The following is a 23,685-nucleotide window of genomic DNA, read 5'->3' on the forward strand; positions in this document are numbered from 1 at the left end:
GGGGTCCGCTCCGGTCGCGGCCAGGGGCTCGGTGCGGGGCGGCTTCGGGCTGATCGGACCGCGCCGGGAGCGGCACGTGGTCCAGGCGGCCGAGCTGGACGCTCTCGCGCTGCCCGTCGGGGACGACGGGGTCGTCATCGGCGTGGACTCGGGGGGCCGCCCGGCGGTCCTCGGCGTCAACCGGCCGACACCGTACGAGGTCACGCTGATCGGCGGCCTGTGGACGGCGCAGGTCCTGGCCCTGCGGGCGGCCGCCACCGGGGCGCGGGTGACGGTGGAGACCGGGCGCAGCCAGGTCTGGTCCGGGCTCGCGCAGGCCGCGGGCGGGGGCCAGCAGTGCGTGACCCTGCACGACGTGGGCCGGGTGCCGCCGCAGGGCGCGTCGGCGGGCAGTCCCGTCCTGGTGATCCGCGACTGCGGCATGCGGCCGCCGCGGGGCCGCGTGGCGGCAGGACCCTGGCAGTCGGTCCTGACCCTGCTCCCGTACCTGAGCCCGGCCGCTCCCCGCCTCGTGCGCAACGCCTCCCTGGTCGGCATCCAGCGGGTCTCCCCGGACGAGGCGGAGCAGCTCGGCCGCCTGATGCGGCTGCCCGCGGCGGCGGTGGAGTCCCTGCCGACGCTGGGCGACGGAGTCACCCTGTGGTGCACCGAGCGGGACCGGCAGTTCGTGATGACCCAGCCGACGGACGGCGAAACGGGCCTCCTGGGCCCGGCCCGCCGCATCGACTGACCCCTGGTATCCCGCCAGGCCGACGACGAATCCGGGGCTACGGGGCGCCTGCCCCCGGGGCGGGTGCGGTCGGGCCGCCTGGGCGGCGGACCCGGAGGCGACGCGCCCGGGTGCTCTCCGGCGGCCCCGCCTGCGCGGACCGGCGGAGCCGGGGGGCGGGCCGGCGGAGCCGAGGGTGCGGACCGGCAGAGCCCGAGGGTGCGGACCGGCAGAGCCCAAGGGTGTTTGGGTACCGTCCGGCGGAGCCGGGGGGACCGACCGGCGGAGCGCGGGAGACGGTCCGGCGGAGCAGGAGGTACCCCCGGTGACGGAAGGCAGAGCCGTCGGTCCTGCGGGGCGGAGCCGGGGGTGCCGAAGTGCCGGACGGCGGAGCCGTGGTGCAGGGGCGACTGCCCGTGGGCCCCGAGGTGCAGACGGCGGAGCCGGGGTGTCCGGGGCGACAGCCCGTGGGCCCCGAGGTGCAGACGGCGGAGCCGGGGTGTCCGGGGCGACAGCCCGTGGGCCCCGAGGTGCAGACGGCGGAGCCGGGGTGTCCGGGGCGACAGCCCGTGGGCCCCGAGGTGCAGACGGCGGAGCCGGGGTGTCCGGGGCGACAGCCCGTGGGCCCCGAGGTGCAGACGGCGGAGCCGGGGTGTCGGGGTACCGGAAGGCAGAGCCGCCGGTCCTGACCAGCGGAGCCGGGGCTGCCGAGGTACCGGACGGCGGAGCCCCGGTGTCGGGGCGACTGCCCGTAGGGCCCAAGGTGCGGACGGCGGAGCCGGGGGGTCCGGGTGGTCTCAGGCGGGACCGCTCGTACGAACCGGAGTACCTCGGGAGGCGGGTGATCGCTGGCCGAGCTCGGGGCACCGAGGTACCGGACGGTGGAGCTCGGGGCCTCAGGGGTGCCGATCAGCGGAGCCTGGGGGCCGCGAGGTTCAGCCTCACGGGGGGCCCGGGGGCGCGGGGTGGCACTCGGGAGGTGCCGGTTCGAGGGATGCGGCTCGGGGATTCCGGCTGGGCCGGGTCTGCATGTGCCAGGCATCCGGGAACCGGACGGCGGAGCCCGAGGGTTCAGCGGTACCGACCAGCGGGTCCCGGAATGCCGCGAGGTTCAGCCTCACGAGGGACCCGGGGTCACGGAGCAGGCACTCGAGAGGTACCGGTTCGAGGGACGCGACTCGGGGGCTGGATTCCGGCTGGGCGGATCTGTAGGCGCGGGGCACCGGAAACTCCACCGACCGGCAGTCCGCGGACAGGTCGGCTGCAGCAGGCAGTCCGGGAACCGGTGATGCGATGGTCAGCGACCGGGGAGCGGACAGAGCATGCACGACCGTGGAAGCGGCCTGCCGACGGGCCGGGAACGTGCGGGCCACTGAGCAGCAGGCCTAGAACCGGCAGGCCGGGGAGGAACCATCTGATCGGGAAGCCGCGGACCGGCACGGGCAGGTCGGGAGCAGCGGACCAGTAGGGAGTGGGCCAGGGGCCAGGGGCCAGGGGCCAGGGGCCAGGGGCCAGGGGCCAGGGGCCAGGGGCCAGGGGCCAGGGGCCAGGGGCCAGGGGCCAGGGGCCAGGGGCCAGGGGCCAGGGGCCAGGGGCCAGGGGCCAGGGGCCAGGGGCCAGGGGCCAGGGGCCAGGGGCCAGGGGCCAGGGGCCAGGGGCCAGCAGAGCATGCACGGGCGCGCCGTCAACCGGTCGGCCTGGAACCGGCAGCGCCCGGAAGGGTAGCGGCGCTCGGACGGGCAGTGCCGGGACAGGCAAGCTGAGCTGAGCAAGCCAGGACCGGCGGGCCACGGCCAGGCAAGCCCCGAACAGGTAGGCCCGGAAAGCGCAGCTCCACAACCGGCAGGGCCCGGACGGGCAGACCAAGAACCGGCGGGTCGAGCCGAACGGGACCGGGGACCGACAGGACAAGAGCAGGCAAGGCCATATCCGGCGGCCGGCAAGCGGCAGCAGCCCGACGGGCAGACCTTGAACCGGCCGACCGAACCGAACGGGACCCGGGCCGACGGGCCAAGACCGGGCAGGCCCCGAACCGGCAGGCCCGGAACCCGCAGAGCCGCAACAGGCAGACCAAGAACCTGCCGGCCGAGCCGAACGGGACCGGGGCGGACGGGCCACGAACAGGTAGGCCCCCAACCGGCAGGCCCGGAACCCGCAGAGCCGGGACAGGCAGGTCGGGAGCCCGCGGCGCCGGGGCGGGCGGGCTCGGAACCCGCAGCACGGGAACTGGCAGGCGCGGAGCCCCCAGCACCGGAACCGGCGGGCCCGGAGCCCGCAGCACCGGGTCGGGCAAGGTTTCAAGGGCGCGCCGGGGAAGTGCGGGCGGGTTGGGGACCCGCAGGGCGGGAACGGGTGGGTTGGGGACTGCACGCACGCGGCGGCTGGGTCGGGGCCGGCACGCGTGGGGCACTGGGTTGGGAGGCGGCACGAGGCGGGGCAGCTGGGTTGTTGTGGGCGGTACGCGCGGCGAGGGGCCTTGAGAGGCAGGGCGCGGCGCGGTGGGCAGGTCGGGAGCGGGGTGGCCGTGGCGGTGTGGCGGAGGGGCTGGGATTGGGCGGGGACACCGCCGTATGGGCAGGATGGGGCGGCTCGCATGCCGCGGTCGGCCTCGGGTACGGGCAGACGGGGGCGGATACCGGCTGCGGGACCCGATTAGGCTGGGCGGCGGCGTGGCGCGGTGGGACGCCGGACCAGTGTTCGACATATCAGGAGGACCAGTGAGCGGCGATCGGAACGAGAGGCGCGGCGGGACGTGGGACGTCCCGACGGACGATCAGTCCGACGCGGAGCCCGAGCTGACGGGCGAGTTCACCATCGACTACACCCCGCCGGCCTGGTACACGCAGGGCGCGGCTCCGGCCGCCGCCGCGATCCCGGGCCTGCCCGAGGGCAGCGGATTCGAGCCCCACCGGCCGCCGTCGGACCTGGAGACCCCTCCGACGGTGCGCATCGCGCCGCCGGCTCCGCGCGCGGCCTCGACCGCACAGGCACCGGCCCCGGCCGTGCCGTACCCGGGCAGCCCCGAGGCACCCACGGCGCTGAGCGCGGACTCCGCGGCCGCACCGTACGCTCCGGCCGCCGGCGCCTCCGCCCCGCCGTACCAGTCGGCCCCGGGCACCGCCATTCCGCCCCACCCGCCGACCCCGGGCGCCGGACTGCCGTCGTACCCGTCGACCCCGAACACCCCCGCCCCGGGCGCCGGAACGCCGCCGTACCCGTCGGCCCCGGATGGCCCCGCCCCGGCCCCGGACGCCGCCCGGCCGCCCTACCCGCCGACTCCCGACAACGCCGTCGCACCCCGTACGCCCGCCTCGGGAACCGGACTGCCGTCGGCCCCGGATGCCGTTCGGCCGTCGTACCCGTCGGCTCCGGACAGCGCCTTCGCGCCCCACGCGCCCGCCTCGGGCACCGGACTGCCGTGGCGCCCGTCTGTCCTGGATGCAGAGCTGCCGTCGAGCCCGTCGGGTCAGGACAGCCCTGCTCCGGTCTACAGCCCGGGCCGGGATTCCGAACTCCCGTCGTACCCGGTGGCGCCGGACGCTGCCGTACCGGCCCCGGGCATCGCCCTGCCGCCGGTCCCGTCGGCGGCGGCTAGTGCCGTCCCGCCCCGCACACCGGGATCCGACACCGGGCTGCCGCCCTACCCGGCTGCCCCGGCACCCTCCGACCCGTCTGCTTCGGACGTTGCCTTCCCGCCCCACGCGCCGCCGTCGGGCTCGGACGGCGCCCCGGCCGATGACCGGGCGTGGGGTCCGCAGGCCGGGGGTGGTGCCGGTCCGGTGGATGGACAGGGCTTGCCCCGGGAGGCCTACGCACCGGCGCCCGTCGGCGCTGAGGGTGTCGCAGCGGGGGCGGGTTCGGGCGGTGGACTGTCCAGTGGGGCCCCGGCCCCGGACGATCGGGACCCCTTGAGCGACCCGTACGCATCCGCCGGTGCGGAGCACGGCGCCCCGGCCGCCCGGCCGGACGCGTCGGCTGCGTACGCCGCCCAGCCCCCGTACGAGAACCCCGCACCGCCCGCTGTCGTGCGTACGCCCACTCCCCCCGCGGGGACGGTCGTTCCGGCGCCTCGCGCGGCGGACACGTTCGAGGGATCCGGCGGAGCCGACCCGGCGCCCGGTAGCGAACTCCCGCGGTGGCCTTCGGAGTTGGCCTCACCGCCCGGGTCCCCGGATCCTCAGGCCGGGTACGACATCCTGCCGCCGGCCCGGCCCCACCCGCAGCCGCAGCCGCAGCAGGCACCGGACGCCGGGTACGGATTCCCGCCCGCGCAGCCCCAGCCCCAGCAGCCGCAGACCCAGTACGCCGATCCTCGTGGCGGCCAGTGGCAGCAGGGCCCCCCCGGCCCGCAGGGGCCGCAGGGCCCCCACGGGCACGACCCCCGCTACGGCTCCCCCCAGCCCTCCGGCGGCGCCCCCCTCGGCTACACCGCCGCCGTCGAGCTGTCCTCCGACCGCCTGCTGCGCGGCAAGCAGAAGGCCAAGAGCGGCAACAACGCCTCCGGAGGCGGCGGCCTGTTCCGCTTCGGCGGCAAGGCGGCGGAGGCGGAGCGGCGCCGCAAGCTGGAGCTGATCCGCACGCCGGTGATGTCCTGCTACCGCATCGCCGTCATCAGCCTCAAGGGCGGCGTCGGCAAGACCACGACCACCACCGCCCTCGGCGCCACCCTCGCCACCGAGCGCCAGGACAAGATCCTGGCCATCGACGCGAACCCGGACGCCGGCACCCTCGGCCGCCGCGTGCGCCGCGAGACCGGGGCCACGATCCGGGACCTGGTCCAGGCGATCCCGTACCTGAACTCGTACATGGACATCCGCCGGTTCACCTCCCAGGCGCCCTCCGGGCTGGAGATCATCGCCAACGACGTGGACCCGGCCGTCTCGACGGCCTTCAACGACGAGGACTACCGCCGCGTCATCGAGACGCTCGGCCGCCAGTACCCGATCATCCTCACCGACTCGGGCACGGGCCTCCTCTACTCCGCCATGCGCGGGGTCCTGGACCTGGCCGATCAGCTGATCATCATCTCGACCCCGTCGGTGGACGGCGCGAGCAGCGCCAGCACCACCCTCGACTGGCTCTCCGCGCACGGGTACGCCGACCTCGTCTCGCGCTCCCTCACGGTGATCTCCGGGGTCCGCGAGACCGCCAAGATGATCAAGGTCGAGGACATCGTGCGACACTTCGAGACCCGCTGCCGCGGTGTCGTCGTGGTCCCGTTCGACGACCACCTCGCGGCCGGCGCCGAGGTCGATCTCGACATGCTCCGGCCCAAGACGCGCGAGGCCTACTTCAACCTCTCCGCCCTGGTCGCCGAGGACTTCATCCGCGCCCAGCAGCAGGCGCCCCCGAACCACTGGGGCCAGCCCCAGCCGCCCCAGCAGCCCTACCCGCAGCAGCAGCAGCACCAGCCGCAGCCCCCGTACGGGCAGCAGCCCTACCCCACCCCCGGCCAGCCCTGGCCCCAGCAGCCCGGTCAGCCCCAGCCCGGCGGGCCCCCGCGCGACCCGCGCCTGGGCTGACGCAGCCGGCACACGGGCGAGGGCCCGTACCGCCCCCGGAATCCCGGGACGGTACGGGCCCTCGCCCGTTGTCCGACCGTTCGTCGGCCGTCAGGCCGTCAGCGCTCCGCGTCGTACGCGTCCGTGAGCACCCGCGCGCGCTTCACGTCGTCCGCGATGGCCTCCAGCAGCCCGTCCAGCGACTCGAACTTCGCCATCCCGCGCACGTAGGCGAGGAAGTCGACGGCCACGTGCATGCCGTACAGGTCCAGCCCGACGCGGTCGATCGCGTACGCCTCCACGGTCCGCTCGGTCGCGTCGAACTGCACGTTCGTGCCGACCGAGATCGCCGCCGGCATCCGCTCGCCGTCCGCGGTCAGCCAGCCCGCGTACACCCCGTCGGCCGGGATCGCGGTGTGCGGCTGCGTCTCCACGTTCGCCGTCGGGTAGCCGAGCTCGCGCCCGCGCTGCGCACCGCGCACCACGACGCCTTCGAGCCGGTGCGGGCGGCCCAGGATCTCGGCCGCGCCGTCCATGTCGCCCTGCGCCACGAGCCTGCGCGCCAGCGTCGAGGAGAACGGCACTCCGCCGCCCGCCTCGCCGCGCTCCACCAGGTCCACGACCTCGACCTCGTAGTCGTAGGTCGCGCCGAGCTGCCGCAGGAACTCCACGTTGCCGGCGGCCTTGTGGCCGAAGCGGAAGTTCGGTCCCTCGATGACCGCCAGCGCGTGCAGCTTGTCGACGAGCACCTTCACGATGAAGTCGGCCGGGGACAGCTGCGAGAACTCCGCCGTGAAGGGCAGGATCAGCAGCGCGTCCACGCCCAGCCCGGCCATCAGCTCGGCCCGCCGGTCGTACGGGGCCAGGATCGGCGGGTGGCTGCCGGGGCGGACGACCTCGCTCGGGTGTGGGCTGAAGGTGACGACGACGGAGGGGACACCGAGCTCGCGGGCCTTGGCGACGGCCCGTCCGATGATCAGCTGATGACCCCGGTGGACGCCGTCGTAGGAGCCGATGGTGACGACGCCGCGTCCCCAGTCCTGGGGGATGTCCTCCAAGCCACGCCAGCGCTGCACTGTGACCGCTCCTCGCCCGAACCCTTTAGGCCCTGTCCTGGTTGCCGATTGCAGGTCTAAGACTGCCATGCCGGTGGCCGCTGCCCATCATCGGCGTCTTCCGGCGGGGACGCGCTGTGAGCGAGCGTCTCGACGGTCCGGCGCGCGCTCGGCCCCAGCAGCGCCGCCGCCTCTTGCGGCGCCCCCTCCAGCCAGCGGGCCACGAGTGCGCCGAAGGCCGGTTCGGCCCGCGCCAGCTCGACCGTGCGCCGCTCGAAGACCGCCGGCCCGCCCGGTGCCCGCAGCAGTTGTCGGCCGGTGCGCCGCAGCAGGTCCCGAATACGGTCGGGCGCGCCGCCGGCCGCCCCCGCCGCCAGCGCGCCGAGGAAGGCGTCGAGCACCGAGGGGTCGAGCTCCTCGCGGAGCAGCGCCTCGGCGAGCTCGCCGCGGAGCGTGTACGAGGACTCCGTGCCCGGGGCGGCCAGTACGCCGGCCAGCGCGGCCCGGACCGGAGGCGGACCGGAGCCCAGCAGGTCCCGTACGAGCGGGCGGAGCACGGGGGCGGCGGCCAGCCCCTGTTCGAGCCGCCGGTCCACGAACTCGGCGGCGTGCGCGGCGTCCTGCGGGTGCCGTGCGAGGTGGTCCCGTACGAGGTCGGCCGCGCGCCGCGCCAGGCCCGGCGTGGTCAGCGCGGCCAGTGCGCGCACCACCTCGCCGTCCGCCCGCTCCCGCAGGGCGGCGAACACCGCGTCCGGGTCCGGCAGCACGGGGAGCGCGGCGACCAGCGCGGTGGCGGGCAGCCGCCGGCCGGGCCCGGGGTCGCGGAAGCAGGCGAGGGCCTCGGGGAGGTAGCGGGCCCGTACCCGGGGGTCGCGGAGCAGGATCCCGAGAGCGCTGCCGTGCAGGGAGGCGTCGGCGGGCCGGGCGAGGAGGGCCTGCGCGGCGTAGCGCAGCAGCTCGCGGTCGGCGGGGGTGCGCACGTGCGGGGCGGTGAGCGGCCCGTACGCGGCGGCCGCGACCCGGCGGCCGGGCCGCTCGTCGTGGGCCCAGCGGTCCACGGCCCGGCTGAGGGCGGAGGGCTCGTCCTCGGCGAGCACGGCGAGCAGCTCGTCGGCGCGGGGGTGCGCGGCGGTGACGAGCGCCTCCGCGAGGTCGTCGACGGCGAGGCTGCGGTGGGTGTGCAGCAGGGCCTGGGCGGCGGTGGCGACGGTGGCCCCGGGCCGGCCGAGCAGCCGCCGCTCGTCGCGGAACCAGCCGCAGAGCAGCGGCTGCACGAGGCGCGGTGCCCGGACCAGCCGCCGGGCGGCGGCGTCGAGGAGCCGGTGGTCGTGGGGCAGCAGCCGCCGCAGCAGCTCGAACCGGTCCTCCTCGGTGACGCGCACCCGGGTCCAGAACCGCGCCCCGAACTCCCCCTCGTCCTCCCGGCCCTGGCCGGGCTCGGGCTCGGGCTGGCCCCCGGATCCGGTGATCCCGCCGGTCTGCGTGTCGGCATCCCCGGCGCGGAGGCGCCCCGCATGCCCGACGGGCCCGGCGCCGCCCGGGGCTCCGCCCTGGGCGGGGACCTGCGGGTGCCCGGTGGTTCCGGGTCCCGCCCACGCGGTGGTGGCCGCCGGGGCCGGGTTCCCCAGGGTGCCCGCGTACGCCGCGGAGCCGGCCGGCGTCGGGGCCGTAGCCGGTGCCGGTGCCGGGCGCGGCGAGTCCGCCCCGGGAGGGGTGCCTTCCGCCGGGGCGGGCCGGGCCAGGTGCTCGGCCAGGGCGTGCAGGACCGGGAGGTACGGCGTGGCGTCGGGGGCCCGCAGGAGGGTCTCGCCGACGAGGCGGGCGGCCCACCAGCGCGCCTCCGGGCCGGCGGCTGTGTCGAGCAGGGCCACGAGCCGCTCCAGTGCGGCGGTCCGCTCCCCGGGCGGGAGCAGGCCCAGGGCCTCCAGTACGGGTCCGATGCGGTGGCGGGGAACATCCCGGCCCAGGGTGTCCAGGGCGGCGGGGAGATCCAGGTGCGCGGCCTGCACCCAGTCGGCGAGCTCCTCGTGCGCGAAGCGGTAGCCCTCCCCGGCGGGCACCAGCAGCCCCTCGGTGAGCACCGCGGAGGCCCACCCCGACCGCCAGGGGAACAGTTCCTCGAAAGAGGCCCGGTCCAGCCGGCCCTGGCCCGGCCCCAGACACCGCCGGGCGGCTTCGTGCACCCGCCCGGCCACCCGCACGGCCAGCCGACCCACCCCGGGCCCGAACACCCCGGGCCCGAACACCCCGGCCATGTCAGACCCGTCGGCGCCGCCAGGGTCCGTCCCGTACACCCCGGCCGTATCCGACCTCCCGCCGCCACCCGCCCCGGGCCCGAACACCCCGCCCACGTCAGACCCGTCGACGCCGCCCGGGACCGTCCCGTACACCCCACCCGTATCCGACCTCCAGTCGCCACCCATGCCCGGCGCGTACACCCCGTCCGCCCCGCCCATGTCGGGCCCGAACACCCCGCACGTCTCCGCCGCCCCACCGGGTCTGCTGGGCTGCGGCAGGGCGGCGGACACGCGGACGGCCACGCGCAGGCACAGCAGGTCCAGGTGCGCGGCGAACACCTCGTCGCGGGACGGACGGCCCGCGGTGACCCCGGCCGCGCGGATCTCCGCGAGCAGCCGCAGGGTGAGGGGGTGCCGGGCGTCGGCTCCCGCGACGGCGTCGGCCGGGATCCCCAGCCGGGCCGCGGCGAGTGCCGCCTCCTCGGAGGTGAGGTCTCCGACCGGGACCGCGGGCGGCAGCCGCCGGGCGGGCCGGGCCGGGGTCCGGAGCACCCGCGGCGGGTAGAGCCGCCCGGCCGACTCCCAGTACTCGGGGCGGGCGGCCACGGCCAGCCGGGCTCCGGTCGCGTCCAGCCAGGCGGCAGTGGCCGCGGTCCACGGCCCGGCCCGTGCCGCGAGCCGCGGCGGCATCTCCTCGGGCCCGTCCAGGACGACGAGCAGGGCCCGCCCGGCCGAAGCCACGAGCGCGGCCAGCTCCGATGCCGGGTCCGGGCCCGGGGCGGCGGCCGGCACCTCCAGGATCCGCCCCGCCTCCGCCAGCGCCCGCGCCACCGCGTCGGCCAGCGAGGTGTCCCCGGCCAGCAGGTCGGCGCCGCGCAGCCAGAGGGTCGGGGCCGGGTGCGGGCCGCGGGCGCGGCGGGCCGCCAGGGCGGCGAGGGCGGTCGTGCGGCCGGTGCCGGGGCGCCCGACCAGCGCGAGGACCGGGCGGTCACCGGCGGTGAAGGCGTCGAGCTCGGCCGCGATCGCCGGGCGGTCCACCGGCTCCGGTCCCCCGGCGGCGAGGGCCGCGCCCAGGGTGGTCCCGGTGAGCTGCAGGGCTCCGGCGAGGTTCAGGTCGGCGCCGTGGCCCGGCACCGTGGCGGCGTTGCTCGCCAGCAGTACGGCGAGGGGTCCGCCCGGATCGGCGGCGGCCGCGGCGGTGAGGGGCACGGCGAAGCCCCCGGAGCGGTGCTCCGCCCGCAGAGCGGTGCACAGGACCGCGAGCACCGCTCCGGTTCCGGCGTCGAGCACCGGGCCCCCGCAGGCCTCGCCGCCGAGCCGCAGCGCGTCGCGGCCGTCGGTCCCGATGGCCAGTTCCAGCGCGGCCGGGAGCAGGTGGAACCGGCCCGTGCCCGTCGGAGGAGAGGACGCCGCCGTGGTCGTGGACGCCGCCGTGTAGGCGGCCTCGGCCCCGCCGAGCACCCGCGCCTGGCGCCAGCCCCGCGCGGACAGCCGTACGTACGTCCCGGGAGCGATCTCCGCCCGCGGAGCGACCGGCAGCGGCCGTACCCCGAGCCCGTCGCTCCGTACGAGCGCCAGCCCCAGCTCCGGCAGGGCGGTCACGTCCGAGGCCCCCGCCACCCAGGTCCGCTCCCCCGGCGACGGCCCGTGCAGGACCACCCGGGCCAGTCCGTCGACGGCCTCGTGGCTGGTGAGCACCGTCCCGCGGTCGTCCGCGACGAACCCGCTCCCCCGCGGCCTCCCGGCGAGATCGCAGATCCTGATCAGTTCCGCCGTCACCGCACCACTCCCCGCCGCGCCTGCCCCGTAGCCAGCGTGCCCCGTAGCCACGACGGTAGGCAGGTGAAGATCAGCGGGAACAGCACGCGAGGCGAAAGCGCCCCCTTACGCTCCCTCCATTCACTCCGAGCGCCTGCTCGGACGGGTGAATAAGGGCCTCCGGATGGATAGAGACCTACCCGAGGGGGGTCGTGGAGCGGTGAGCAGCAGTCCATGTGCGCTCACCGCTCCACGTCAAACGGGAACCGGCCGGAAACGAGAACCGGCCGGCCCGAAGGCCGGCCGGTCAACAGCATCAGGGAACGGATCAGGCGAAGACGGCGAGCGACTTCGCCTTGCCGTTCTTGCTCTCGACGAGCCCGAGCAGCTGCCCGTCCGGCCCGTAGACCGCGACCGCCTTGCCGGGCTCGTACTCGTCCGGCATGTCGATCCGCACGCCGTTCGCCAGCAGCGACGCCCGTCGGGCGTCGAGCTCCCAGCGCGGGAACGCGGCAGCCGCCGCGTCGCCGATCGGCATGACGGTCAGCTCCTCCTGGAGCTGGTCCAGCGTGCGCGCCCGGTCGATCTTGTACGGGCCCACCCGCGTGCGCCGCAGCGCCGTGAGGTGCCCGCCGACGCCGAGGTCGGCGCCCAGGTCCCGCGCGAGCGCGCGGATGTACGTACCGCTGGAGCAGACCACGGAGACGACGAGGTCGACGACCTTGGTGCCGTCCTCGGCCTCCGCCTCCCGCATGTCGTACACCTGGAACGAGGACACGGTCACCGGGCGGGCCGGGATCTCGAAGTCCTCGCCGTCACGTGCGCGCTTGTAGGAGCGCACGCCCTTGATCTTGATGGCGCTGACCTTGGACGGGACCTGCATGATCGCGCCGGACAGCTTGGCGATGCCCGCGTCCACGCCCTCCCGGGTGACCCCGGTGGCGTCCGTGGACGAGATGATCTCGCCCTCGGCGTCGTCCGTCAGGGTGTTCTGGCCCAGCCGGATGGTGCCGAGGTACTCCTTCTCCGTGAGCGCGAGGTGGCCGAGGAGCTTGGTGGCCTTCTCGACGCCCAGGACCAGCACGCCCGTCGCCATCGGGTCGAGCGTGCCGGCGTGGCCGACGCGGCGGGTCTTGGCGATCCCGCGCATCTTGGCGACCACGTCGTGCGAAGTGAAACCGGACGGCTTGTCGACGATGACCAGGCCGTCCGGCGTCTTCCCTGCGTTGGTGCTCATTACGCGGATGCGTCCCCGTCTTCGTCGGCGTCGGCGTCGTCGTCCTCTTCGGGCTTCTTGTACGGGTCGGCTTCGCCGGCGTACTGAGCGCCCGAGGAGACCTCGCGCACCTGGGCGTCGGAGGTCCGCGCCTTCTCGAGGAGGTCCTCGATGCTCTTGGCGGTCTCCGGGAGGGCGTCCGCCACGAAGGTCAGGGTCGGCGTGAACTTGGTCTGCGCCGCCCGGCCGACCGCGGAGCGCAGGACGCCCTTGGCGCTCTCCAGGCCCGCCGCCGCGCTGACCCGCGCCTCGTCGTCACCGTAGACCGTGTAGAAGACCGTGGCCTCCCGCAGGTCGCCGGTGACCCTGGTGTCCGTGATGGTCACGTGCGTACCGAGGCGGGGGTCCTTGACGCCGCGCTGCAGCTTCTCGGCCACCACCTCCCGGATGAGGTCCGCCAGCTTCTTCGCCCGCGCATTGTCGGCCACTGGTCCGTCTCCTTCTTCGTCTTGCGGTCAGTCTTCATCACCGTGGAGCCGCCGTCGTACCGACAGCAGCTCCACTTCCGGACGTGCCGCGACCAGCCGCTCGCAGCGGTCCAGTACATCCGAGAGGAACCCCGTGTCCCCACTCACCAGAGCGACCCCTATACGGGCCCTGCGGTGCAGGTCCTGGTCGCCCACTTCGGCCGCGCTCACAGAGAACTTGCGCTGGAGCTCGGCGACGATGGGCCGGACGACGGAGCGTTTCTCCTTCAGCGAGTGAACGTCGCCGAGGAGCAGATCGAAGGACAGAGTCCCCACGTACATGCAGTTCCGGATATCCCGCCGGTGCGGGTTCGGTGGCCTGCCGGCCGTCGCGCGGCAGGGTCATCAGAACCGTACACGCAACGGCCGGGGCCGATCGACGGATATTCCGCCGACCGGCCCCGGTGTTACAGCTACCTACGACACGGTGCGAACACCGCCTCGCGCTTACGCGCGGGGCTTCTCGCGCATCTCGTACGTCGCGATGACGTCGTCGATCTTGATGTCGTTGAAGTTACCGAGGTTGATACCGCCCTCGAAGCCTTCGCGGATCTCGGTGACGTCGTCCTTGAAGCGGCGCAGACCGGAGATGGTGAGGCTCTCGGCGATGACCTTGCCATCGCGCAGGAGCCGCGCCTTGGTGTTGCGCTTGACCTCGCCGGACCGGATGAGGACACCGGCGATGTTGCCCAGCTTGGACGAGCGGAAGACCTCGCGGACCTCCGCCGTACCGAGCTCGACCTCTTCGTACTCCGGCTTGAGGAGACCCTTGAGGGCCGCCTCGATCTCCTCGATGGCCTGGTAGATCACCGAGTAGTAACGGACGTCGACACCCTCGCGCTCCGCCATCTGCGCGGCACGGCCGGCCGCACGGACGTTGTAGCCGATGACGATGGCGTCGGAGCCCATCGCCAAGTTGATGTCGGACTCGGTGACCGCACCCACACCGCGGTGCAGGATGCGGATGTCGACCTCTTCGCCGACGTCGAGCTGGAGCAGCGAGGACTCGAGAGCCTCGACCGCACCGGACGCGTCGCCCTTGATGATGAGGTTGAGTTCCTGGACCAGACCGGCCTTGAGGACCGAGTCGAGGTCTTCCAGGGACACCCGGCGGACGCGCTTGGCGAAGTTGGCGTTGCGCTCACGCGCAGCACGCTTCTCGGCGATCTGACGGGCGGTGCGGTCCTCGTCGACGACGAGGAAGTTGTCGCCGGCGCCGGGGACGTTGGTGAGACCCAGGACCAGGACGGGGGTCGCGGGACCCGCTTCCTCGACGTTGTTGCCCTTGTCGTCGAGCATGGCGCGCACACGGCCGTAGGCGTCGCCCACGACCATCGTGTCGCCGACGCGGAGGGTACCGCGCTGGACGAGGACGGTGGCGACGGCACCGCGGCCGCGGTCGAGGTGGGACTCGATCGCAATACCCTGAGCGTCCTGCTCCGGGTTGGCGCGCAGGTCGAGCGAGGCGTCGGCGGTGAGGACGACGGCCTCGAGCAGGGAGTCGATGTTCAGACCCTGCTTGGCGGAGATGTCGACGAACATCGTGTCGCCGCCGTACTCCTCGGCGACCAGACCGAACTCGGTGAGCTGACCGCGCACCTTGACCGGGTCCGCACCCTCGACGTCGATCTTGTTGACCGCGACGACGATCGGGACGCCGGCGGCCTGGGCGTGGTTGAGCGCCTCGATCGTCTGCGGCATCACGCCGTCGTTGGCCGCGACCACGAGGATCGCGATGTCGGTCGACTTGGCACCACGGGCACGCATGGCGGTGAACGCCTCGTGACCCGGGGTGTCGATGAAGGTGATCTTGCGCTCTTCACCGTTGACCTCGGTACCGACCTGGTACGCACCGATGTGCTGCGTGATGCCACCGGCCTCGCCCGCAACGACGTTCGTCTTGCGGATGGCGTCGAGCAGTCGGGTCTTACCGTGGTCGACGTGACCCATGACGGTCACGACCGGCGGACGCGGCATGAGGAATTCCTCGCCGCCCTCGTCCTCGCCGAACTCGATGTCGAAGCCCTCGAGGAGCTCGCGGTCCTCTTCCTCCGGGCTGACGATCTGAACGACGTAGTTCATCTCGCCGGCCAGCATTTCGAGGGTCTCGTCGGAGACGGACTGCGTGGCAGTGACCATCTCGCCGAGGTTCATCATCACGGCGACGAGCGACGCCGGGTTGGCGTTGATCTTCTCCGCGAAGTCGGTGAGGGAGGCACCGCGCGACAGGCGAACGGTCTCGCCGTGACCACGCGGCAGCATGATGCCGCCGACCGACGGGGCCTGCATGGCCTCGTACTCCTGGCGACGCTGGCGCTTGGACTTGCGCCCACGACGCGCGGGACCACCGGGACGGCCGAAGGCACCCTGCGTGCCACCACGGGCATTGGGACCACCGGGACGCCCGGCGAAGCCGGGACGACCGCCGCCGGCACCAGCCGGACCGCCGCCGAAGCCGCCGCCACCGGGACGGGGACCGCCGAAGCCGCCGCCACCACCCGGACGCGAGCCCGGACCGGCCGGACGACCGGCGAAGCCGCCGCCCGCGGGACGACCCGCGCCACCGGCACCGCCGGGACGGGGACCACCGGCACCGGGACCACGGCCACCGGGGCCGCCACCGGGACGGGGACCGGGACCACCGGCAGCGGGACGCTGCGGCATCATGCCCGGGTTGGGACGGTTACCACCGGGAGCACCACCGGGACGCGGGGCGCCACCCTGCGGACGCGGCATGCCGCCCGGGGTCGGACGACCTGCACCGGCACCCTGGGGACGCGGAGCGCCACCGGGGCCGCCCTGCGGGCGGGGAGCACCCTGGCCGCCACCGGCGCCGGGGGCACCGGGACGGGGAGCGCCGGCCGGACGGGGCGCCTGCGGGCGCGCCATGCCGGTGGAGCCACCAGAGGTGAACGGGTTATTGCCCGGACGGGGACCGGCCGGACGGGCGCCCTGCGGACGCGGGGCCGAAGCACCGGGACCGGCGGGACGCTCGGTGCGCGCCGGAGCGGCACCGGCCGGACGCGGGGCGCCGGGACGGGCGCCGGACTGGCCGCCCTGGGCCGCCGGACGCTCGGGGCGCTGCTGCGCCGGACGCGGACCGGGGGTCGCGCCGGGACCGGCGGGACGGTCGGTGCGCGCCGGGGCCGCGGCGGCCGGAGCCGCCGGGGGCGCGGAGAACTCGGTCGCCACGGGAGCCGCCGGAGCGGGCTTCGGGGCGGCCGGAGCCTTCGGGCCGGGACGCGGACCACCGGGGGCGGCGGTCGGGGTCACCGGGGCGGGGGCGCTGACGGCCGGGGCCTCGGCAACGACCGGCTTGGGGGCCGGGGCGCCGGGCTTCGGGGCAGCGGGACGTGCAACAGCACCCGGGGTGGGAACCCCGGGCTTGGCGGGGGCGGCCTTGCGGGGCTCACCCGGCTTCGCAGCGGACTTGCCGGCGTTGCCGCCGGGGCCCTGCAAAGCATCGGTCAACTTGCGTACGACCGGCGCCTCGATCGTCGAGGACGCCGAACGGACGAACTCACCGAGTTCCTGGAGCTTGGCCATGACGACCTTGCTCTCAACTCCGAACTCCTTGGCGAGTTCGTATACCCGGACCTTAGCCACTTCGCTCCTTTTAGGTCCGGGTTACGCCGGACCGTGTCTACTTCATGCTCGTACTCATCGCGTACTCATCGAGGGGTGCTCATCGCAATCTCGACCTACTTCCAACTCGCGAGGTACCTGACCGCACGGTGATCCGTGCCGTACTACGTGCTTACGGTGTCGCCTCGGCCTCATCGGCCAGGGCTTTGTGCAGCTCCGCCGTGTCGAACGGTCCTGCGGACTTGAAGGCCCGGGAGAACGCCCTACGGCGGACAGCCTGGTCGAGGCAGACCACGGCGGGGTGCACGTAGGCACCCCGGCCGGGCAGCGTACCGCGAGGATCGGAGACACATTTGTCACCGACCGCCACGATGCGCAGCAGATCGCTCTTGGCCGCTCGCTCCCGACACCCCACACAGGTGCGTTCGGGGCATGCGCGGGCTTGCGTCCGGCCAGACACGCTTAAGTCTACCTCCCCGCACCGACCTCACCCCTTCGGGCGAAAAATCGAACGGATGTTGTCGTGATCACCGGTGCCGGGTCCGGCCGCCGAAACCTCGGCGGCGGACAGCCGTGCACGTCGGGCAGGGGCCTTGTTCGACCCCCGCCGTTCTTGTGTACCGCCCGGACAGCTCCGGGCGGTAGCGGTTTTATTCCCCGCGGCGCTCGTCGCGACGGTCGTCGCGGCGCTCGTCCCGGCGGTCGTTGCCCTGGTCGCCGCGGTCGTCGCGGCGCTCGCCGCGGTCGCGGTCCTCCCCGTCCGAGGGCTGCTCGGTGTCGGGACGGATGTCGATGCGCCAGCCGGTCAGGCGGGCGGCGAGGCGGGCGTTCTGGCCCTCCTTGCCGATGGCCAGCGACAGCTGGTAGTCGGGCACGGTCACCCGCGCGGACCGGGTGTCCCAGTCCACGACCTCGACCTTGCTCACCCGGGCGGGTGACAGGGCGTTGGCGACCATCTCCGCCGGGTCGTCCGACCAGTCGACGATGTCGATCTTCTCGCCGTGCAGCTCGGCCATCACGTTGCGCACGCGGCTGCCCATCGGGCCGATGCAGGCGCCCTTCGGGTTGAGGCCGGAGCGGTTGGCGCGGACGGCGATCTTGGTGCGGTGACCGGCCTCACGGGCGATCGCGCAGATCTCGACGCTGCCGTCGGCGATCTCCGGGACCTCCAGCGCGAACAGCTTCTTCACCAGGTTCGGGTGGGTGCGCGACAGGGTCACGGACGGACCGCGGACACCCTTCGCCACCCGCACGACGTACGACTTCAGGCGCAGTCCGTGCGTGTAGTCCTCGCCGGGGACCTGCTCCTGCACCGGCAGCATGGCCTCCATCTTGCCGATGTCGACGAGGACGTTCTTCGGGTCCTTGCCCTGCTGGACCACGCCGGTGATGACATCACCCTCGCGGCCCAGGAACTCGCCGAAGGTCAGGTCGTCCTCGGCGTCGCGCAGACGCTGGAGGATCACCTGCTTGGCGGTCGTCGCGGCGATGCGGCCGAAGTCCGACGGGGTGTCGTCGAACTCCTTGGCCTCCTGGCCCTCTTCCAGGTCCCTCGGGTCCTCGGTCGCCCACACGATCACGTGACCGTTGGTGCGGTCGAGCACGACGCGTGCGCGCCGGAAGCTTCCCTCGGTGCGGTGGTACGCGATGAGGAGGGCCGACTCGATCGCTTCGACGAGCAGGTCGAAGGAAATCTCCTTCTCCCGGACCAGACCCCGTAGGGCACTCATGTCGATGTCCACGACTACGCCTCCTCTTCCTTCTTGTCCTTGCGGTTGAACTCGATCTCGACACGCGCCTTGGCGATGTCGGTGAACACGATGCGGCGGGCGGTTGCCTTGCGGCCCTTCACGCCCGGGACCTCGAGGTCCATGCCCTCGTCGTCGACGTCGAGGATGCGGGCGATCACTTCCCCGCCGTCCGACGTCTGGAACTTCACGAGCCGGCCGATCGCCCGGATGTAGTGACGGTGCTCGGTCAGCGGGCGGTCCGCGCCCGGCGAGCTCACTTCGAGGACGTACTCGTCCTCACCCATCGCGTCGGTCTCGTCCAGCAGGTCCGAAACCTCGCGGCTCAGCTCGGCGCACGCGTCCAGCTCCACGCCCTCGTCGGAGTCCACGATGATGCGCAGCATCCGGCGCTTGCCCGCCTTGGACGTCTCGATCTCCTCGAGGTCCAGGCCCTTGGCGGCGACGAGCGGCTCCAGCAATGCGCGCAGCCTGTCGCTCTGGGTGGTGCTCATCCGGGTGACTCCTCGGCCGCGTGTGCTGTTGTGATTTCCGTCGTGCGTCAGGTCAAAGGGTATCCGGTCGCGGAGGGTGTTGCCGTCCGCGCTGCGGAGGGGCCCCCGGGTACCGTGATCACACCTTGCCCGCCATCAGCCCAGTCACACCCGGAGGACGTCCCCGTGCCCTCGATCCTGCCGTCGCGAAGAGGCCTGCTCGCCGGTGCCGCGGGCATCGCCGGAGCCGCGCTGCTCAGCGGTTGCTCCGACGACGGGCCGCCCGTCGCGGACCCCGAGGTTCCACTCGAACGGCGGATGCGCGAGACGGCCGTTCGTGAGAGCGAGCGACTGCTGGAACGTTACGACGCGACGAGCGCGGCCCATCCGGCCCTCGCGCAGCGCCTCGCACCGCTGCGCGCCTCGGTCGCGGCGCACGGGGCGGCCCTCGCCGACGACGGGTCCCCGGCCTCCCCGTCGGCGGCTCCCCGCTCCGCGACCCCGGCCTCGCCCTCCCCGGTCCCCTCCGGCGCCGCGGCCGCCGCTCCCCCGGTGCCGGTGCCCGCCGCGCCCGCCGAGGCGCTGACCGCCCTCGCCGACGCCGAGCGGAGCCTGGCCGAGGCCCGGACGATCTCCCTGGCCGGCGCCCCCGGGGAGCTGGCCAGGATGCTCGCCTCGGTCGCGGCGTGCGGCCACGTGCACGCGTACCTGCTGACCTCGACCCCGGGAGCCTCCTCGTGACCTCCACCCCCTCCCCCGCCGGCCAGGTCCTGGAGGCCGCGCAGGCCGCGCTCGCCGCCGAGCACGCGGCCGCGTACGGCTACGGCGTGATCGGCGCCCGGGCCGCGGCCGCCCGTTCCGCCGAGGCCCGCGAGGCGTACGGCGGCCACCTCGCGCGCCGCGACGCGCTGGCCCGCACCGTGCGTGAGCTGGGCGGTTCCCCCCGCCCGTCGGAGGCCGCGTACGCCCTGCCGTTCACCGTGCGCACGCCCGCCGACGCCGAGCGGCTGGCCGCCGGGATCGAGGACCGGGTGGCGGGCGCGTACTCCGATCTGGTGCGCGCCGCCGAGGGCCAGTTGCGCCGCGAGGCGGCTGACGCGCTGAGCGCCGCGGCCGTGCGGGCGGCACGGTGGCGCGGTGGCGGCGTAGCCTTCCCTGGGCTCACGGAACGCGCGGACACACCGCGGAGCTAGCGCGCAAGCATGCGCGACGAGCCCGGGCACAGCTGAAAGGGACCACGCACGCATGGCTTTCGAACCGCCGCAGCGGCTTGTACGGGCGCTCGGCGAGCTGCCGGAATCGGCGCACGTCTCGGACTGGCTGGAGCAGCTCCCCGGGCTGGCCGAGGCCGCGCTGGCCCGGCGCGGAGTACAGGCCCAGCGGGTGCAGGCCCCCGGCGGCCGCAGCAGCCTGGTCGTCCTCGTCCGGTACGCCGACGGAACCCCGGCCGCGCTGAAGCTGGCCCCGCCCGGGCTCCGGCCCGACCGGGAGCTGGCCGCGCTGGCGCACTGGGGCGGCTTCGGGGCGGTACGGGTCCTCGACACGCGCCATCACGAGGAGGACGGGGGGCTGCTGCTGGAGCGGCTGCACCCCGAGGTCTCGCTGCGCTCGCTGCCGGAGGCGAAAGCGCTGCTGGAGGCCTGCGGCACGCTGCGCAGGCTGTGGGTGGCCCCGGTGGCGGGGCACGGCTGGGAGACGGTCGCCGAGCGGACCTCCGAGCAGGCCGAGGCGCTCCGCAAGGCTCCCCCGGAGGCGGCCGAGCTGGCCTCGGCGGCGCTCGCGGCCCGCGAGGAGCTGACGGCGGCGCCGGCCGAGGAACTGCTGCTGCACGGGAACTTCCGGCAGGGCAAGGTCCTCGCCGGCGAGCGCGCTCCGTGGCTGGCGGTGGGCCCCGACCCGATGGTCGGCGAGCGGGCCTACGACCTGGCGCGGCTGGTACGGGACCGGTTGGAGGACCAGATGGCCTCCTCGGCGGGGGCCGCGGGCGCCCGGCGCCGGGTGAACAAGCTGGCCGACGCGCTGGAGGTGGACCGGGACCGGCTGCGGGGCTGGACCCTGTTCCGGGCGGTCGAATCGGGCAACCGGGCGCTGGCCGCCGGGCGTCGGCGGGACGCGGAGCTGCTGCTGGAGTTCGCGGGCTGGTTGTAGGGCATAAGTCCCTTGGGGGGACCTGCCCGGCAGGAGGCCGCCATGCTCCAGGAACTACTGACCGCCGGCGCCGTCGCGGGCGTCGGGATCGCGGCCTACGCGGGCGCCGCGGCCCGGGTGGTGAAGCAGTACGAGCGGGGCGTGGTCTTCCGCCTCGGCCGGCTGCGGGGCGGTGTCCGGGGGCCCGGCTTCACCTTCGTGGTCCCGGTCGTGGACCGGCTGCGCAAGGTCAACATGCAGATCGTGACGATGCCGGTGCCCGCCCAGGAGGGGATCACGCGGGACAACGTCACGGTGCGGGTGGACGCGGTCGTGTACTTCAAGGTGGTGGACGCGGCCAACGCGATCATCGAGGTCGAGGACTACCGGTTCGCCGTCTCCCAGATGGCGCAGACCTCGCTGCGGTCCATCATCGGCAAGTCCGACCTGGACGATCTGCTCTCCAACCGGGAGCAGCTCAACCAGGGCCTGGAGCTGATGATCGACAGTCCGGCCGTGGGCTGGGGCGTCCAGATCGACCGGGTGGAGATCAAGGACGTGTCGCTCCCGGAGACGATGAAGCGGTCGATGGCGCGGCAGGCGGAGGCCGACCGGGAGCGGCGGGCGCGGATCATCAACGCGGATGCGGAGCTCCAGGCGTCGAAGAAGCTGGCGGAGGCGGCGGAGGTCATGTCGGAGCAGCCCGCGGCGCTTCAGCTGCGCCTGCTCCAGACGGTCGTGGCCGTCGCCGCGGAGAAGAACTCCACCCTCGTGCTCCCGTTCCCGGTGGAACTCCTGCGCTTCCTGGAACGGGCGACCCCGCCGCCTGCGGCCGCACCTCCCGCGGCCCCTGCGCCCGCGGCGCCGCCGCTTGCGGGCCCGGCGGCCCCCGCTCCCGCGGTGGCGCCTGCGGACGCCGCTGCGGGGCTCGGCCCCGGGGCGGCGGGCGAGCCCTGCCTGGACGGCGCCCCGCCGCCGCCGGCGGGGCCGGACGAGCGCGGCTAGGCGCTGCGCGGAGCCCGTCCCCTACCCGCCCCGCAGGGCTACGCGGTCGCAGTCAGCCGGGCCAGGGCCTCCGTCAGGGGGAGTTCCTCTCGGGTGCCGGAGCGGCGGTCCTGGAGCTCGACCACCGACTCCGCGGACCGGCGGCCCGCGACCAGGATCCACGGGACGCCGATGAGCTCCGCGTCCGTCAGCTTCACCCCGGGTGACAGGCCGGGCCGGTCGTCCAGGAGGACGCGGAGACCGGCCCCGGCCAGGGATTCCGCCGCCGACTCCGCCAGCGCGAGCGGTACCGCCTTGCCCGCCGCCACGACGTGCACGTCGGCCGGGGCGACCGAGGCCGGCCAGCACAGGCCCCGCTCGTCCGCCGTCTGCTCGGCCAGCGCGGCCACCGCACGGGAGACGCCGATCCCGTAGGAGCCCATGGTGACCCGGACCGGCTTGCCCTCCTTGCCGAGGACGTCGAGCCCGAAGGCGTCCGCGTACTTCCGGCCGAGCTGGAAGATGTGCCCGATCTCGATGGCCCGGTCGAGCCGCAGCCCCGCGCCGCAGGCGGGGCAGGGGTCGCCCTCCTCGACGACGACCACGTCCAGGTACCGGTCCACCTCGAAGTCCCGGCCGCAGACCACGTTCCGGGCGTGCGTATCGGGCTTGTTGGCCCCCGTCACCCAGGAGGTGCCCGGCGCGACGCGCGGGTCGGCGAGGTAGCGGACCTTCTCCAGGCCCTGCGGGCCCACGTAGCCCCGTACGAGGTCGGGCCGGCCGGCGAAGTCCTCCGCCGTCACCAGCTCCACGACCGCCGGGGCCAGGTGCTCGCCGAGCTTGCCCAGGTCGACCTCCCGGTCGCCCGGTACGCCCACGGCGGTGATCTCGCCGTCCACCGTGACGAGGAGGTTCTTCAGCGTCGCCGAGGCGGGGACGCCCAGGTGCGCCGCCAGGGTCTCGATGGTGGGGGTGTCGGGGGTCGGGATCTCCTCCAGCGGGCCGTGCTCCCCCTCGGCCGGGGTCAGGGCGAAGCTCACCGCCTCCGTGTTGGCCGCGTAGCCGCAGGAGGGGCAGTCCGCGAAGGTGTCCTCGCCGGCCGGGGCCGGGGCCAGGAACTCCTCGGACGCCGAGCCGCCCATCGCGCCCGACACCGCCGACACCACCCGGTGGTCGAGGCCGAGCCGCTCGAAGATGCGTACGTAGGCCTCGCGGTGGAGCCGGTAGGACTCCGCCAGGCCCTCGTCGGACACGTCGAAGGAGTACGAGTCCTTCATCTGGAACTCGCGGCCGCGCAGGACGCCCGAGCGGGGCCGTGCCTCGTCGCGGTACTTGGTCTGGATCTGGTAGAGCATGACCGGCAGGTCCTTGTAGGACGTGCACTGGTCCTTGACCACGAGGGTGAAGATCTCCTCGTGGGTGGGGCCGAGCAGGTAGTCCGCGCCCTTGCGGTCCTTGAGCCGGAAGAGCAGGTCCCCGTACTCCGACCAGCGGCCGCTGACCTCGTACGGCTCCCTCGGCAGCAGCGCCGGGAGCAGCACTTCCTGCGCCCCGATCCCGTCCATCTCCTCGCGGACGATGCGCGAGACGTTGTCCAGGACCCGCTTGCCGAGCGGCAGCCAGCTCCACACGCCGGCGGAACTGCGCCGGACGTAGCCGGCCCGGACCAGGAGGCGGTGGCTGAGGGTTTCCGCGTCGGCGGGGTCCTCGCGGAGGGTCTTGGCCATGAGGCGGGACATGCGCTGCACGTGTTGCGTTGACATGA

At 74.5% G+C, this 23,685-nt stretch carries 16 protein-coding genes; 6 read left to right on the forward strand and 10 right to left on the reverse strand.

The window, feature by feature from the left end; genetic code table 11:
• Nucleotides 1–31: 31 nt before the first annotated feature.
• Entirely contained in the window at nt 32–730 is a 699-nt protein-coding gene (locus AC3IX6_RS09385) for a hypothetical protein (RefSeq protein ID WP_489369752.1), read from the forward strand.
• Between the two features lie 2,696 nt (nt 731–3,426).
• Nucleotides 3,427–6,231, forward strand: coding sequence for an SCO5717 family growth-regulating ATPase (locus AC3IX6_RS09390; RefSeq protein WP_489369753.1), 2,805 nt, complete (start codon nt 3,427–3,429; stop codon nt 6,229–6,231).
• 98 nt (nt 6,232–6,329) lie between these two features.
• Here AC3IX6_RS09390 and AC3IX6_RS09395 read toward each other — a convergent pair whose 3' ends face one another.
• The 9 genes from AC3IX6_RS09395 to rimP form a co-directional block, all read right to left on the reverse strand.
• Nucleotides 6,330–7,286 carry a bifunctional riboflavin kinase/FAD synthetase gene (locus AC3IX6_RS09395; RefSeq protein ID WP_450908652.1) on the reverse strand — a complete coding sequence of 319 codons (957 nt, stop codon included), beginning with the start codon at nt 7,284–7,286 and terminating at the stop codon, nt 6,330–6,332.
• Nucleotides 7,287–7,342: 56 nt separating this feature from the next.
• Nucleotides 7,343–11,281 (reverse strand): serine protease, encoded by a 3,939-nt coding sequence (locus tag AC3IX6_RS09400; protein ID WP_489369754.1) that lies wholly within the window; start codon nt 11,279–11,281, stop codon nt 7,343–7,345.
• Nucleotides 11,282–11,588: 307 nt separating this feature from the next.
• Nucleotides 11,589–12,497 carry a tRNA pseudouridine(55) synthase TruB gene (gene truB, locus AC3IX6_RS09405; RefSeq protein WP_489369755.1) on the reverse strand — a complete coding sequence of 303 codons (909 nt, stop codon included), beginning with the start codon at nt 12,495–12,497 and terminating at the stop codon, nt 11,589–11,591.
• Nucleotides 12,497–12,964 (reverse strand): 30S ribosome-binding factor RbfA, encoded by a 468-nt coding sequence (rbfA, locus tag AC3IX6_RS09410; RefSeq protein ID WP_489369756.1) that lies wholly within the window; start codon nt 12,962–12,964, stop codon nt 12,497–12,499. The genes truB and rbfA overlap by 1 nt, the downstream gene beginning before the upstream one ends.
• A 27-nt stretch (nt 12,965–12,991) precedes the next feature.
• Nucleotides 12,992–13,285, reverse strand: a complete 294-nt coding sequence (locus AC3IX6_RS09415; RefSeq protein WP_030161467.1) for a DUF503 domain-containing protein — start codon at nt 13,283–13,285, stop codon at nt 12,992–12,994.
• 165 nt (nt 13,286–13,450) lie between these two features.
• Nucleotides 13,451–16,609: a translation initiation factor IF-2 gene (gene infB / locus AC3IX6_RS09420; RefSeq protein WP_489369757.1), complete on the reverse strand. Its 3,159-nt coding sequence runs from the start codon at nt 16,607–16,609 to the stop codon at nt 13,451–13,453.
• A gap of 151 nt (nt 16,610–16,760) precedes the next feature.
• Nucleotides 16,761–17,048, reverse strand: a complete 288-nt coding sequence (locus tag AC3IX6_RS09425) for a YlxR family protein (RefSeq protein WP_327255203.1) — start codon at nt 17,046–17,048, stop codon at nt 16,761–16,763.
• A gap of 190 nt (nt 17,049–17,238) precedes the next feature.
• Complete coding sequence (gene nusA, locus AC3IX6_RS09430; RefSeq protein ID WP_489369758.1) at nt 17,239–18,330, reverse strand: transcription termination factor NusA; 1,092 nt, start codon at nt 18,328–18,330, stop codon at nt 17,239–17,241.
• 2 nt (nt 18,331–18,332) lie between these two features.
• Entirely contained in the window at nt 18,333–18,830 is a 498-nt protein-coding gene (rimP, locus tag AC3IX6_RS09435) for a ribosome maturation factor RimP (protein ID WP_266904030.1), read from the reverse strand.
• A gap of 165 nt (nt 18,831–18,995) precedes the next feature.
• Here rimP and AC3IX6_RS09440 point away from each other — a divergent pair, with 165 nt between their 5' ends.
• The 4 genes from AC3IX6_RS09440 to AC3IX6_RS09455 are packed head-to-tail and all read left to right on the forward strand — an operon-like array spanning nt 18,996 to nt 21,941.
• Entirely contained in the window at nt 18,996–19,550 is a 555-nt protein-coding gene (locus AC3IX6_RS09440; RefSeq protein WP_489369759.1) for a hypothetical protein, read from the forward strand.
• Entirely contained in the window at nt 19,547–20,002 is a 456-nt protein-coding gene (locus AC3IX6_RS09445; RefSeq protein WP_489369760.1) for a ferritin-like domain-containing protein, read from the forward strand. Before AC3IX6_RS09440 ends, AC3IX6_RS09445 begins: the two co-directional genes overlap by 4 nt.
• Nucleotides 20,003–20,054: 52 nt before the next feature.
• Nucleotides 20,055–20,957 carry an aminoglycoside phosphotransferase family protein gene (locus AC3IX6_RS09450; protein WP_489369761.1) on the forward strand — a complete coding sequence of 301 codons (903 nt, stop codon included), beginning with the start codon at nt 20,055–20,057 and terminating at the stop codon, nt 20,955–20,957.
• A 42-nt stretch (nt 20,958–20,999) separates the two neighbouring features.
• On the forward strand, nt 21,000–21,941 hold the full coding sequence (locus tag AC3IX6_RS09455) for a slipin family protein (RefSeq protein WP_489369762.1): 942 nt from the start codon (nt 21,000–21,002) through the stop codon (nt 21,939–21,941).
• A gap of 38 nt (nt 21,942–21,979) precedes the next feature.
• Here the strand turns inward: AC3IX6_RS09455 and AC3IX6_RS09460 are convergent, their stop codons facing one another.
• Nucleotides 21,980–23,683, reverse strand: a complete 1,704-nt coding sequence (locus AC3IX6_RS09460; RefSeq protein WP_489369763.1) for a proline--tRNA ligase — start codon at nt 23,681–23,683, stop codon at nt 21,980–21,982.
• Nucleotides 23,684–23,685: the final 2 nt, after the last annotated feature.

This window comes from Streptomyces sp. GL_141 (genome assembly GCF_057834385.1).

Coding starts and splice junctions, on each gene's coding strand:
- truB (WP_489369755.1), bottom strand. CDS start 12,497: ATGAGCACCAACGCAGGGAAGACGCCGGACGGCCTGGTCATCGTCGAC.
- AC3IX6_RS09415 (WP_030161467.1), bottom strand. CDS start 13,285: ATGTACGTGGGGACTCTGTCCTTCGATCTGCTCCTCGGCGACGTTCAC.
- rimP (WP_266904030.1), bottom strand. CDS start 18,830: ATGAGCACCACCCAGAGCGACAGGCTGCGCGCATTGCTGGAGCCGCTC.
- AC3IX6_RS09450 (WP_489369761.1), top strand. CDS start 20,055: ATGGCTTTCGAACCGCCGCAGCGGCTTGTACGGGCGCTCGGCGAGCTG.
- AC3IX6_RS09455 (WP_489369762.1), top strand. CDS start 21,000: ATGCTCCAGGAACTACTGACCGCCGGCGCCGTCGCGGGCGTCGGGATC.
- AC3IX6_RS09460 (WP_489369763.1), bottom strand. CDS start 23,683: ATGTCAACGCAACACGTGCAGCGCATGTCCCGCCTCATGGCCAAGACC.